Below are 12,318 nucleotides of genomic sequence, written 5' to 3'. Positions count from 1 at the left end.
TAAAAATACGCTTCTTTTTGAAATATAGAAATTCTTACACAGCAAAAAACAATTCTAATTCTTGTAAGGTCTCTTTTGAGGTCTGAATATCTTTCACAATTTCGCCTTTATTAAGAGCAACAATTCGGTGGCAAACCTCTACAGTATGCTGCAAATCGTGGCTTGAAACCAAAACGGTTATATTTGGATCGTCGGCTAATTCTTTAATAATTTTTTTTAATCGGCTAACTGTTGTTGGGTCTAAATTAGCAAAAGGCTCGTCTAAAATTACTACTTCTGGGTTTCCAATTAAAGTTGCAATAATTCCCACTTTCTTCTGGTTTCCTTTAGATAGATCGCGAAGGTATTTTTTGTTCTTTAGAATTTCTCCATTAAAAAACTCTTCATGTTTTGCCAACAATGCATCGATATCTGCTTTGTTCTGATTGCGCAAATCTCCAATAAAATAGAAATATTCTTCGGGAGTCAAATATCCTATTAAGAAATTTTCGTCTAAAAACGATCCTGTAAAAGATTTCCAATTTTCGCTGGCATTTACTTGAATATTATTACTTTTTATATATCCTGTTGAAGGCTGGATGAGATCTAGAAGCAAGCTGAAAAATGTTGTTTTTCCGGCTCCGTTATTTCCCACCAAACCGAAGCTTTGTCCTTTTGGAATTTCTAAATTGCTAATATTTAAAACTGTAGTTCCGTTATATATTTTTGAAAGCTGATTTACTTGTATCATGATGTAATTTTAGATTTTAAATTGTTGATTTTAGATTGAAAATCTGTCTTTTTAATTTCATTTCCCAATTGACAAATTCTCTAATTATTACATTAACCCTTTTGTTTATAAGCACTTATTGTACTGTATTTCTCTATTTTGTATCTTTTTTCTATTAATGAAAACACTTTTTCTTTAAAAATAAAACCTAACACTCCTACTCCTGCAACCAAACTTAATGCTACCGTTTTATCTGCAAAACGAAGTCCAAGCCAATACAATAATAAAGGCAGAAATATTTTTGGCAAAGACAAAAGCATCGAATTTACGTTGAAAGCTTTTTTGTCTCCAAAAGCGCCTCCAGCATTACTCAAATCAATTGGTGTCTTAGTAAAAGCGCCTCCCAAAAGCACCAAATGAGAATTAACTCCGATGTTATAAATTGCTCCAACTACAATAGTCAGATAAACTTCCCATCCATAAAAAAGATAAAAAGAAGCCAGAATTGTAGATATAAAAGTAACAATTACGATAAGCCACCATTTTGCGGTGATGTAACCTCTGTACGGGATATTTTGTGTCATCATTAATTGGTAGTACGAACTGTCCCAACTTGGCACAAACTGCCCAAAAACAAATAGAAATCCTCCTGAAACAAATATGCCGGCAAAAATCTGCATGGCTGGCGGCTGGTGCGCATTTCCGAAAAAAATCAATCCGTAGAATAAAAAGATCACACTCATAACAATAGTTGTTTTTGATCTTTTATTTCTTTTGATAAGCTTGATGTCATTCTTAAGAAAAGTCCCCAAAGTCCCAAATTGATTTAACCATGTAAGATTTTCTGTAGAGGCCTCATCCTGTTTTTCAGAAAGCCCTGCATCGAGATATAAGTTTTTTTCGAAATATTTAAACGTAAAAATATGCAGCCCAATTAATACTAGAATGGGAATTAAAAATAATCCATCTATATCGTAAAAACTTTGAAAAAATGGGGCCGTAAATAATTTAATATCAAATAACTGATAATATTGTGCTCCTCCCAAAACTACAATCAATATTAAGAAAAGGCCAAACAGTTTGTCAATATTGCTTAAAATAATATTCAGAAAATTATTGATGTAAATGATAGACATTACTCCCAAATGCCAGAAAATGATTTCTACAACATCATATCCATTCAAAATTAGCACGACTGAAAACGGGATAAAAAACAAGGCGTGTATCCAGTTAAAGAAAGATAAAACCGTTTTGCCTAAAGAAAAATGAACAATCGTTGTTTTTTTAAAAGGAAGAACAAGCAATGGCTTAATATTCAAAACCGGTATTGACTGCAATAACAATCGAATCATTAAATCAGATAAGAAATAATAAATCAGAAATTTGTTGACGGTTTGCAATGGCTCCAATTTCATTTCCTTGAGCACATAAAATGCCCCAACTCCCATACCGATAAAAATTAATGAAAAATAGATCATCAAAAAACCTATTATTATTTTCATTGTCAGGTTTTTACCAAAAGATGCCGATCTAATAAAAGCCTTCCATTCAAGATAAATAAACTTCTTAATCATTGTTTTTAGTTTAGTATTTTTGTAGTAAGAGACCAAATATGGTAAAACGTTACAAAAAAAGTTAAAAAAAATAATTTCGTGCTAAACTTTTAATAGTGGTTTGCTACTTTTGCATAAAAATTCTATCATGCCTTCATTCTTAAAACTTATAATTAAAGAGGTTAAACGCGAAACTGCAGATGCTGTTTCTATACTTTTTAATGTTCCTGAAGAACTAAAGCCGGACTATAAATTTATAGCTGGTCAATATATAAATTTAAAATTAACACTTGATAACCAAGAAATAAGACGTGCGTATTCTATTTGCTCTGCACCAGACAGCGGCGAATTAAGAATTGCTGTAAAAGCAGTAAAAAATGGTCTTTTTTCTCAGTTTGCCAATACTACCCTAAAAGCGGGAGATGTTCTAGAAGTAGGCCAGCCAGAAGGTAAATTTACTTTTGAACCAGATGCCGAAAGACAAAAAAATTATGCCGCATTTGCTGCAGGAAGCGGAATTACTCCAGTGCTTTCTATCATAAAATCGGTTTTAAAAAATGAGCCGAAAAGTTCATTTGTATTGGTTTATGGAAACAAAACTCCTGAAAGCACAATCTTTCATCAAGAACTTCACGATTTACAATTGCAATATGTAGGCAGATTTTTTGTGCATAATGTATACAGCCAGGCAAAAGCTGAAAATGCTTTATTTGGAAGAATTGAAAAATCGGCTGTGAATTTTGTTTTAAACAACAAACACAAAGAGCTTCAATTTGATAAATTTTTCCTTTGCGGACCTGAAGAAATGATTAACACTGTTTCTAATGTTTTGAAAGAGAAAAATGTAAAAGAGTCTGCTATCAAATTTGAGCTGTTTACCTCTTCTTCTGAAGAACACGCAATTCAAGGTTCTCAAGAAGGACATACAAAAATCACTGTTTTGGTAGACGATGAAGAAACTACTTTTGAAATGTCTAAAAAACAAACGATTCTTGATGCTGCTCTAAAACAAGGTGTTGACGCTCCTTATTCTTGCCAAGGCGGAATCTGCAGCAGCTGTTTAGGACGTGTGACAGCAGGAAGTGCCGAAATGACGAAAAATTCTATTTTAACAGATAGCGAAATTGCGGAAGGTTTAATTTTAACTTGTCAAGCGCATCCAACATCAGAAACTATTTATGTCGATTACGACGACGTCTAGTCTTATTAAATTCCAATATCAAAAATTCCAGATTCCAATCTTCCAATTGGGATTTGGATTTTTTTTTGATTCACATTCACAATGCCTGCTGTTATGAGTAAATTCAGCAATTGAAATAAAAGCAAAATTTTATCGAAATATTGCCGAATTTTCATTAAATTAGAGGTATAATTATGGCAATCTCAATCTCACTGGTTTGAGAATTTGCAGAGCTAAATCAAATTTGTCAAACATTTAAATATTAAATATCATGACAGCTCACGTACAACACTTTCATTTATACCTATTTATTATGCTTGTTGTAACTGCTTCTCTATGCGTTCTGGCAGTTATTATAAAAATGAAAAACAGAAAAGGTCCCAAGTTGCTCGAAAGAGAAAAATACAATTCAACTTTGACCGAAAAAATGGTAGAAATAAAAAAGACAGATTCGAATATTTTTAATATCTGGCCTTATGTAAGCAGACTTAAATCGGCTAAAATTTTATCTCGAAAAATTAAAGATCACGACTTAATTTATAAAATTTACAGAGATTCATCTAATAAATTTGAACACATACTATTGTCAACCGAAGACAAAAATAATTTTGTCACTATTATAGTGAACAAAAAAAGAAAAAAAACATTAGGATATTCTTTCCTCGATTCTAATGAAAAATACGATCTAAACAAAAATATCGCTTAACCCCATCAAGGGTAAAATTTTTGTAAAATTACAAGAAAAAAAGCTCCAGCGGAGTGACCTATTTTTTATAATTATGTCGCTCAGCTGGAGCTTTTAATATTGTAGGTAACATTCTTTAAATATTTCGCTTCTCCGAGGCTTACAAAAAAGAAAACGTTCCTTAATCTTTTCCTATAAAAGCTGTTCTACAACTTTATCAACAACTTGCTGCGGTAAAATTGTCCTCATAGCATCCTCATAACCTTCAACAACCTTATTGCCATAAACTGATGTTGGCAGTTTAGGATATTGATTTCTATCTGCTGTTAAAGCATTTTCTAAACTTTGATTGAATGGCAAAAACCCTGCGTATGGATGCGTTGCGCCCCAAAGCGTTATGACTTTCACTCCCAGCATGGCTGCAATATGTGCATTTCCAGAATCCATAGAAAGCATTACATCGAGATTGCTTATCAATTGCAATTCCTGCTGGAACTTGATTTTTCCTGCCATATTAATTACATTTTCAAAAGGCTCTGAAAGCGAATCTAAGATTTCAATTTCTTTCTTTCCGCCACCAAAAAGCAAAATTTTGTACGATGGATTTTCGGCCAATTTTGAAATTACTTCTTTCATTAAATCTAAAGGGTAAACTTTAGAATCGTATTGTGCAAAAGGAGCAATTCCTATAAGTTTTTGTTTTTCATTTCCGATTATGTTTAAAATATCAGAACTTAAAACTGCTTTTTCAAGAAATGTTGTCCCGACACTTCGGGGCGATAAATCTAACGGAAAGCCAAGTGCCGAAAACACTCTTGCGTGTCTCTCGAACATGGTTGGCAATTGTTTGAAAATCTTATTTTCAGCTCTTGTCAATTCTTTTTTTCCTTCTCTTCCTTTATCGACAGTTGCTCTTTTTTTTCCGCTTAAAGCGAAAAGCAAACTCACCACTTTAGATCGCAAAACATTATGAAGATCGGCAAAGGCATCAATCTTCAATTTTTTTACATCATTAAACAAGCGTAGAAGTCCTAAAAATCCTTTATGTCTTTCTTTTTCATCAAAAGAAAAAAAATCTAGATTCGGAATTCCATCAAAAAAAGGTTTAAAAAAAGGACGGGAAATAACGGTTAATTTTACCGCTGGATATTGTTTTGCAAAAGCGCGTAAAACAGGAACCGTCATGGCGACATCTCCCATTGCGGATAGTCTCATGACGGCTATATGTTTGATTTTGTTGTTGGACAACTCTGCCAAATTATTTTTTATTTTGATATAAAACCGGGTTCAACTCATCGTCGTTGTACATTTTCATTTGTTTGTACACTTTCATGAATTTATCTCCGTTTTCTATGTCTGTCAATAATTCTTCAATTGCTGTAGATAAGTCTGTTCTTTGTTCTAAAAGTACATTCAATTTTTCCTGACATTTATCTCTATGTTCCTGCGAAGCTTCTGCACGATTAGCTTCTTCATGCATATGATAAATTTTTAGAGCTAAAATCGACAATCTGTCAAACGCCCAAGCTGGACTTTCAGAATTGATTTTTGCTCCGTCTTTTACTTTTACATTGCTGTATTTTTGTAAAAAGTAGCTATCAATATATTCCACCATATCAGTACGCTCCTGATTTGAGGCATCAATTCTTCTTTTCAAAGTTAATGCCGCAACTGGATCAATCTGCGGATCACGAATAATATCTTCAAAATGCCACTGAACGGTGTCAATCCAATTTTTTAAATATAACAAATGCTCGAACTTATCTTTTGGATAAGGATTATTGATAGGCTGATCTACATTATCAAACTGATGATAATCTTTGATGCTTTGTTCGAAAACAGAATATGCTAATTTTGAAAACATGTCTTTATTTTTTTATGAAACAAAGATACTTTTTATACTTTTATACTTTGAAAAAAAACATTAATTTTTCAATTATTCATAAAAATCAATTGCTCTTCTAAAAAAATAATATGAAAATCCATTATATCTCTGAGAACAACAGTGTATTAAACCATTTTTTAGGCCAGATCCGAAATGTGAATGTTCAAAATGACAGTATGCGTTTTCGTAGAAATATTGAACGCATTGGAGAAATTATGGCTTATGAGCTGAGCAAAATTTTACCTTATAAAGAAGTCGAAATTCAAACGCCTCTTGGAATTAAGAAGACGACAGAAATTGATACTGATTTGGTATTATGCCCTATTTTAAGGGCTGGATTGCCACTCCATAATGGTTTTTTAAATTATTTTGATCATGCCGAGAACAGTTTTGTTTCTGCCTGCAGATTTCATCCAAATAATGATGACGCATTTGAAATACGAGTTGAATATCAAGCAATTTCAGACTTAAATAATAAAACCGTTTTACTTCTTGACCCGATGCTAGCCACTGGACAATCTATCGTTGCTGTTCATAAAAAGCTGGTCGAAAACGCAACTCCAGCAGAAATCCATATTGTTGTTGTTATCGCTGCTCCAGAAGGAATTGCTCATCTCGAAAAAAATCTTCCAGAAAACTGCCACCTTTGGGTTGCTTCATTAGATGAAAAACTAAACGAGAAAAACTACATTGTTCCCGGTCTTGGAGATGCAGGCGACCTCGCTTACGGAAGTAAATTATAACTGAGAAAAAAAAGTAAATAAACTACACACAATCAGCGTATAAAAAACAATTTCGTTATTAAGTTTCTGCTGCATATATTCTACATGACTCGTTGCCATTATACTTAATGGTGCTATACTAAACAATAATAAGTCGTTGCTTTTATTTGGCGAAATGATGTAAACTAGAACCGCAATAAAAAAACAGGCTACAATTTTCTTATATGAAGAATGTACAATCTGTGGTCTGTTTGACAATGTCATTAACATGAAAGTGACAAAAAACAATGCCACAGCTGTATATATTGAAAGTGCCGCATTTTCATAATTATTCTTAAAGTAATCAATTCTAAAATCGATCATAGCTCTTTCCTGAATGAAAGTAATGGCATCAAAATTTAAAATTAATGATGTCATGTAAAATAAAATCGTCACTGCCAAAAGCGCGATAAATGGCAAAACCCAATTTCTATAATCTCTTGAAACGTGAAAAACAATAGAAATATAAACCAATATTAGGAAGAGAATACTCCAAAATTGAAATAACGAAGCTATAAAAATCCAAAATGCTGCATCAAATATTTTTTCTTTCGATGCTTTGAGAGATTGCAGCGAAATTAATCTTCGAAGTGCCAATAAAATAAAAAAGTTGGCATAGATAACATTTGAGTCATTAAATACGGTTGGGAAAAATAAAACAAACAACAAGTAAAAAAGTATCGCGTAACCGTTGTCTTTACTGAGTCCGTTCTTTTTTACAATGAAATTAATCATAAAAAAAGAAGCCAAAATAAAGCATAGCAAACTCACTTTTTGAAAAGCCAAAAAATAAGAAGTAACCCAAGATGGGTCTTTAATTTGGAACATAAAAAAGAAAACCAGTATTAAAATTACAACCAATGAATAATTTAATGGCGTAGATTTTTTAAAAACACTTGTTATCATAAGGATATTTTATACTTTTGTGATTGTAAAGATACTACTTGTTTAAAAGGAAAAACCTAACAAGTTGAAAAAAGATTTGGTTTACCGAATTTTATCTGCAAGGCATTACACAACAATAAATAACATATAATTTTTAAAATTATGACAGCTTTTTTCGAAGGAATTCAATACCTATTCGTTAACATTTTGTTTGCTCCTCTTGACTTTTTACGTCGTTTGGAATTAATTACATGGTTTGGTGCAAACACTATTAACTGGATTTTCATGATCATCTGTGCGTGCGCAATCGTTTATTGGATTAAACAATTACGTATTTTTGATGACGCTGGAACAGAAAACCAAGATACAACAGCTCATTCATTTTTAAAATAAAAACCAAACCCTTAATTAAAAGGGTTGGTCTATTTATTTTTTTAAATTAAATCGAAGCCGATATCTTTTCTAAAATACATCTTATCAAAGCTTAGTTTATCTATGTTTTGGTAAGATTTTTTTATGGCCTCCTGGAAATTATCTCCATAAGAAGTTACTGCAATTACACGTCCTCCATTAGTAACGACATTTCCTCCATCTAATTTTGTTCCTGCATGAAAAACTATAGAATCTGTAATATTTTCTAAACCAGAAATTACTTTTCCTTTTTCAAAATCTTCAGGATATCCGCCAGAAACTACCATAACCGTTGTTGCGCTTCTTGGATCAACTTCTAAATTGAAATCTCCTAATTTCTGATCTGCAACAGATAAAAACAATTCTACTAAGTCAGATTTTAATCTCGGAACCACAACCTCAGTTTCAGGATCACCCATTCTCACGTTGTATTCAATAACGATTGGTTCTCCTTTTACATTGATCAGACCAATAAACACAAAACCTTTATATTCTATTCCGTCTTTTTGGAAACCTTCAATTGTTGGTTTTACGATACGAGTTTCAATTTTTTCCATTAAAACAGCATCTACATAAGGAACTGGAGAAACTGCTCCCATTCCGCCTGTGTTTAAGCCTGTATCTCCTTCTCCAATACGTTTGTAATCTTTTGCTGTTGGAAGAATTTTATAGTTTTTTCCGTCAGTTAAAACAAAACAGCTTAATTCGATTCCGTCCAAGAATTCTTCGATAACCACTTTTGAACTTGCTGTTCCAAACTTAGCGTGAACCAGCATATTTCTTAATTCAGCCTTAGCTTCTTCAAGATCCTGAATAATCAAAACACCTTTTCCCGCTGCTAATCCATCTGCTTTTAAAACGTAAGGTGGCTGCAAAGTTTCAAGGAACTTACATCCTTCTTCAACTGTTTCAGCAGTAAAACTGTCATAAGCTGCAGTCGGAATGTTATGTTTCATCAAGAATTCTTTTGCAAATTCTTTACTTCCTTCTAATTGCGCACCCAATTTTGATGGTCCGATAACCGGAATATGTTGCAGACTTTCGTCGTTTTTAAAATAATCGTAAACTCCTTTTACCAACGGATCTTCAGGTCCTACGACTACTAAACTTATATTTTCTTTAAGCACTAATGCTTTAACTGCTTCAAAATCTGTTGGAGATATTGCAACGTTTTCAGCAATTGCTGCAGTTCCTGCATTTCCAGGCACTACAAAAAGTTTTTCGCAAAGCGGACTCTGAGTCATTTTCCATGCAAATGCATGCTCTCTTCCGCCAGATCCCAATAGTAAAATTGTCATGGTGTTGTTGTATTTTAGTTGTGGTGCAAAAATAATTGCTTTTGAACGTAAAAAATAATTAAATCTTAAAAACTTCTCGATTCTTGATTGTTAGTAACCAGTAAATATTATTTTTGACGAAATTATCCCAAAAAAATGATTCGCCTTTTTGATCTTTCGCTCAAGTTAAACGGTTTTCCAATAAAGAAAGCGAAAGCCGAATTGGATAAAATTATTGCTATCCCAGAAGAAAATTACAATGATTTTGTTGAGAAGAGAAAAAAAGAAATCGTAGAATTCCATTTAAAACATAATGATTTTTATAAAGAATTAGCCAATATTGATTTGTACAGAGATTGGTCAGATTTGCCTGTTTTGACTAAAAGAAATCTACAAACTTCTCTAAAAAAGCGATTATCAGTAGGCTTTAGTTCAAAAAATGTCTTTATAAATAAAACTTCTGGTTCAAGCGGAGATCCAATGGTTTTTGCAAAAGATAAGTTTTCACATGCCATAACATGGGCTGATTATAAACGTCGCTTTTCATGGTATAGAATTGACTTTAACTCTTCGTTTCAAGCACGTTTTTATGGAATGCCTTTAACTTTTTTAGCAAATAAAAAATTGCGTTTCAAAGATTTTCTCAGCCGCAGATACCGTTTCAATATCTTTGATCTATCAGATAAGGGATTGGAAAAAATTACATCTCAATTTCAAAAAAAGAAATTTGACTATATAAATGGTTACACAAGTAATGTTGTTTTGCTGGCAAAATATTTAAAAAAAAACAACAAAGTGCTTGTTGAAATCTGCCCATCTTTAAAAGTTTGTGTTGTAACATCTGAAATGCTTTTTGAAGAGGATAGAATCTTACTAGAAAAACAATTAGGCGTTCCCGTCGTTAATGAATATGGTTCATCAGAAATAGGTATTATCGCTTTAGAAAATACTGATGGTGAATGGCTTGTAAATTCAGAAACTCTTTTTATTGAAATACTTGATGAAAATAATCGGCCTGTTCCTCTTGGTAAAGAAGGAAAAATTGTAGTTACTAGTCTGGACAATAAAGCGCATCCTTTTATTAGATATGAAGTTGGTGATTACGGGATTTTAGATGAGAAAAGTACCTCCAAAAAGCCCATCTTAAAAAAATTAATTGGCAGGACCAATGACATTGCAATTTTACCTAGTGGAAAAAAGGCTCCTGGAATGACTTTTTATTCTATTACAAAAAAACTTTTTGAAGACGATGGAAATGTAAAAGAATTTATCATCAAACAAACCCAAATAGATATATTTAAAATAGAATATACTAGTGAAACTGAACTTACTTCTTCAGAAATAAAAAAAATAGAAAAAGAATTTTCCAACTATTTAGAACCTAATTTACAGTACAATTTTGTCCGAAAAGAAATGCTTAAACGAAGTAAAAGCGGTAAACTGAAACAATTTAAATCGTATTTATAAATATAAATAAAATCTTACATTTGTTTTTTTTATTAAAAACTTATGGACGATCACTCTTTACTTTCTGAAGAAACAATTTCTAACAAAATATATTTTATCCGCGGTCAAAAGGTAATGCTCGACTTTGACTTATCTTCACTTTATGAGGTAGAAACCAGAAGATTAAACGAACAAGTCAAAAGAAATATATCAAGATTTCCTCCTGATTTTATGTTTCAACTTACCGAAAAAGAACTTGAAAACTTGATGTCGCAAATTGCGACATCAAGTTGGGGAGGAATTAGAAAATTACCTTTTGCTTTTACGGAACACGGCGTTTTAATGCTATCAAGTGTCTTAAAAAGCGACAAAGCCATCCAAACCAACATTCAAATCATGAGGATTTTTACAAAAGTGAGACAAATGCTTTTGGATACAACCGAAATTAAAGTTGATATTTTACAGATCCAGAAGAAGTTAGAAAATCACGATAAAAACATTGAATTGGTTTTTTCATATTTAGATGAATTGACCGAAAAAAAGGAGAATGAATCTGAAAGAGTGAAGATTGGCTATAAAAAATAATTCTTTAAGGTCGCAAATTGCGACCTTAAAGAATTATTTACACCTATTAAGTTTTCCTAAAGATCATTTTTTTGACCTTGTAGTTATTAAAACATAAACAATTGTACCTATGAGGTTTCGATAACCTCGCAGGAACTCAAATCTTTTGTATATATTTTGGTTTCATTATCAATTGAGTAAACAAAAACCTCATCATCAATAAAACAGAAAACACAAAATTATATCCGTGAAATTCTCTATAAACTCCAAAATTGTGTTTGATTAATTTAAATTTTGATGAGGAAACAGAATCCTTTCTTATTCTGTAAAACGCCAAAGGTTCTGGAATCGGTTTGGCTGTTTCAATTTGTTTTAATATCGTAAGCCATATTCTCCAATCTTGCCGCTTTTGTGATGCTTCCAGAATGATTTTTCCGAAATAATCGGCATCGTAAATGGCGGTTAAATTGCCAACATAATTGCAGAAAAACAATTGTTTATAAGTTAGAGGGTTCGGCGATTCGACTCTTCGGTTTAAATTATTTCCCTCTTCATCAATAGAATCATAAAAACTGAAAGTGAAGTGCAAATTGTTTGCTTTTAAAAAATTTATTTGCTTCTCTAATTTCTGAGGAAACCATAAATCATCGGCATCTAAATAGGCAATATATCTTCCTGTGGCTTTTTCTAAAGCAGCATTTCTGGCAAAACCGTTTCCGCGATTTTCTGGTAATTCAAAAAGTTTTATTCGGTTGTCCTGCTGAGCGAATTCTTTAATTATGGAAACTGTTTTATCTGTTGACGCATCATCAACCAAAACCATTTCCCAATTGGCATAAGTCTGATTTTGAACGGATTCAATTGTTGATCTAATGAACTTTTCTGTATTATAAGTAGGTACAATAATAGAAACTAATTCGTTCATTGATGCTGACTGTTTTTAAAGTTTAAATGAAAAAAAC

The 12,318-nt window shown here is 32.2% G+C and carries 13 protein-coding genes; 6 read left to right on the top strand and 7 right to left on the bottom strand.

The window, feature by feature from the left end:
• Positions 1 to 34: 34 nt before the first annotated feature.
• Both N4T20_RS04950 and N4T20_RS04945 read right to left on the bottom strand, forming a co-directional pair.
• Positions 35 to 730: an ABC transporter ATP-binding protein gene (locus N4T20_RS04950; RefSeq protein ID WP_260671988.1), complete on the bottom strand. Its 696-nt coding sequence runs from the start codon at positions 728 to 730 to the stop codon at positions 35 to 37.
• 92 nt (positions 731 to 822) lie between these two features.
• Positions 823 to 2,283 (bottom strand): DUF5687 family protein, encoded by a 1,461-nt coding sequence (locus N4T20_RS04945; protein ID WP_260671987.1) that lies wholly within the window; start codon positions 2,281 to 2,283, stop codon positions 823 to 825.
• 127 nt (positions 2,284 to 2,410) lie between these two features.
• Here N4T20_RS04945 and N4T20_RS04940 point away from each other — a divergent pair, with 127 nt between their 5' ends.
• Together N4T20_RS04940 and N4T20_RS04935 are read left to right on the top strand one after the other, a co-directional pair.
• The gene (locus N4T20_RS04940; protein ID WP_260671986.1) at positions 2,411 to 3,463 is read left to right on the top strand and encodes a ferredoxin--NADP reductase; all 1,053 of its coding nucleotides are present in this window, start codon (positions 2,411 to 2,413) and stop codon (positions 3,461 to 3,463) included.
• Positions 3,464 to 3,803: 340 nt separating this feature from the next.
• Complete coding sequence (locus tag N4T20_RS04935; protein WP_260671985.1) at positions 3,804 to 4,148, top strand: hypothetical protein; 345 nt, start codon at positions 3,804 to 3,806, stop codon at positions 4,146 to 4,148.
• A 171-nt stretch (positions 4,149 to 4,319) separates the two neighbouring features.
• On the opposite strand, the gene N4T20_RS04930 is transcribed toward N4T20_RS04935, so the two are convergent.
• Complete coding sequence (locus tag N4T20_RS04930; RefSeq protein ID WP_260671984.1) at positions 4,320 to 5,342, bottom strand: glycosyltransferase family 9 protein; 1,023 nt, start codon at positions 5,340 to 5,342, stop codon at positions 4,320 to 4,322.
• A gap of 43 nt (positions 5,343 to 5,385) precedes the next feature.
• Positions 5,386 to 5,991, bottom strand: a complete 606-nt coding sequence (locus N4T20_RS04925) for a DUF4254 domain-containing protein (protein ID WP_008465817.1) — start codon at positions 5,989 to 5,991, stop codon at positions 5,386 to 5,388.
• A gap of 110 nt (positions 5,992 to 6,101) precedes the next feature.
• Here N4T20_RS04925 and upp point away from each other — a divergent pair, with 110 nt between their 5' ends.
• Entirely contained in the window at positions 6,102 to 6,755 is a 654-nt protein-coding gene (upp, locus tag N4T20_RS04920) for a uracil phosphoribosyltransferase (RefSeq protein WP_260671983.1), read from the top strand.
• On the opposite strand, the gene N4T20_RS04915 is transcribed toward upp, so the two are convergent.
• The gene (locus N4T20_RS04915; protein WP_260671982.1) at positions 6,750 to 7,679 is read right to left on the bottom strand and encodes a DUF6427 family protein; all 930 of its coding nucleotides are present in this window, start codon (positions 7,677 to 7,679) and stop codon (positions 6,750 to 6,752) included. The genes upp and N4T20_RS04915 overlap by 6 nt on opposite strands.
• A 141-nt stretch (positions 7,680 to 7,820) precedes the next feature.
• Here N4T20_RS04915 and N4T20_RS04910 point away from each other — a divergent pair, with 141 nt between their 5' ends.
• A complete protein-coding gene (locus tag N4T20_RS04910; RefSeq protein WP_029271378.1) occupies positions 7,821 to 8,051 on the top strand; it encodes a DUF6341 family protein in 231 nt (76 codons plus the stop codon).
• A 41-nt stretch (positions 8,052 to 8,092) separates the two neighbouring features.
• Here the strand turns inward: N4T20_RS04910 and purD are convergent, their stop codons facing one another.
• The gene (gene purD / locus N4T20_RS04905) at positions 8,093 to 9,367 is read right to left on the bottom strand and encodes a phosphoribosylamine--glycine ligase (protein WP_260671981.1); all 1,275 of its coding nucleotides are present in this window, start codon (positions 9,365 to 9,367) and stop codon (positions 8,093 to 8,095) included.
• Between the two features lie 135 nt (positions 9,368 to 9,502).
• Between purD and N4T20_RS04900 the strand changes: the two genes are divergently transcribed.
• Together N4T20_RS04900 and N4T20_RS04895 are read left to right on the top strand one after the other, a co-directional pair.
• Positions 9,503 to 10,813: a phenylacetate--CoA ligase family protein gene (locus tag N4T20_RS04900; protein WP_260671980.1), complete on the top strand. Its 1,311-nt coding sequence runs from the start codon at positions 9,503 to 9,505 to the stop codon at positions 10,811 to 10,813.
• A 42-nt stretch (positions 10,814 to 10,855) separates the two neighbouring features.
• Positions 10,856 to 11,377 (top strand): ORF6N domain-containing protein, encoded by a 522-nt coding sequence (locus tag N4T20_RS04895; protein ID WP_260671979.1) that lies wholly within the window; start codon positions 10,856 to 10,858, stop codon positions 11,375 to 11,377.
• 136 nt (positions 11,378 to 11,513) lie between these two features.
• Here the strand turns inward: N4T20_RS04895 and N4T20_RS04890 are convergent, their stop codons facing one another.
• The gene (locus N4T20_RS04890) at positions 11,514 to 12,281 is read right to left on the bottom strand and encodes a glycosyltransferase family 2 protein (RefSeq protein ID WP_260671978.1); all 768 of its coding nucleotides are present in this window, start codon (positions 12,279 to 12,281) and stop codon (positions 11,514 to 11,516) included.
• Between the last annotated feature and the right edge of the window lie 37 nt (positions 12,282 to 12,318).

The sequence above is a fragment of the Flavobacterium sp. TR2 genome (assembly GCF_025252405.1).
In the GTDB taxonomy this organism is placed as follows: domain Bacteria; phylum Bacteroidota; class Bacteroidia; order Flavobacteriales; family Flavobacteriaceae; genus Flavobacterium.
Note: the sequence above shows the minus strand (reverse complement) of the source record. Positions and strands in the feature narration are given on the sequence as shown.

Excerpts from the sequence above, each read along its gene's own strand:
- N4T20_RS04950 (WP_260671988.1), bottom strand. The coding sequence starts at position 730 with ATGATACAAGTAAATCAGCTTTCAAAAATATATAACGGAACTACAGTT.
- N4T20_RS04945 (WP_260671987.1), bottom strand. The coding sequence starts at position 2,283 with ATGATTAAGAAGTTTATTTATCTTGAATGGAAGGCTTTTATTAGATCG.
- N4T20_RS04940 (WP_260671986.1), top strand. The coding sequence starts at position 2,411 with ATGCCTTCATTCTTAAAACTTATAATTAAAGAGGTTAAACGCGAAACT.
- N4T20_RS04935 (WP_260671985.1), top strand. The coding sequence starts at position 3,804 with ATGAAAAACAGAAAAGGTCCCAAGTTGCTCGAAAGAGAAAAATACAAT.
- N4T20_RS04930 (WP_260671984.1), bottom strand. The coding sequence starts at position 5,342 with ATGAGACTATCCGCAATGGGAGATGTCGCCATGACGGTTCCTGTTTTA.
- N4T20_RS04925 (WP_008465817.1), bottom strand. The coding sequence starts at position 5,991 with ATGTTTTCAAAATTAGCATATTCTGTTTTCGAACAAAGCATCAAAGAT.
- upp (WP_260671983.1), top strand. The coding sequence starts at position 6,102 with ATGAAAATCCATTATATCTCTGAGAACAACAGTGTATTAAACCATTTT.
- N4T20_RS04915 (WP_260671982.1), bottom strand. The coding sequence starts at position 7,679 with ATGATAACAAGTGTTTTTAAAAAATCTACGCCATTAAATTATTCATTG.
- N4T20_RS04910 (WP_029271378.1), top strand. The coding sequence starts at position 7,821 with ATGACAGCTTTTTTCGAAGGAATTCAATACCTATTCGTTAACATTTTG.
- purD (WP_260671981.1), bottom strand. The coding sequence starts at position 9,367 with ATGACAATTTTACTATTGGGATCTGGCGGAAGAGAGCATGCATTTGCA.
- N4T20_RS04900 (WP_260671980.1), top strand. The coding sequence starts at position 9,503 with ATGATTCGCCTTTTTGATCTTTCGCTCAAGTTAAACGGTTTTCCAATA.
- N4T20_RS04895 (WP_260671979.1), top strand. The coding sequence starts at position 10,856 with ATGGACGATCACTCTTTACTTTCTGAAGAAACAATTTCTAACAAAATA.
- N4T20_RS04890 (WP_260671978.1), bottom strand. The coding sequence starts at position 12,281 with ATGAACGAATTAGTTTCTATTATTGTACCTACTTATAATACAGAAAAG.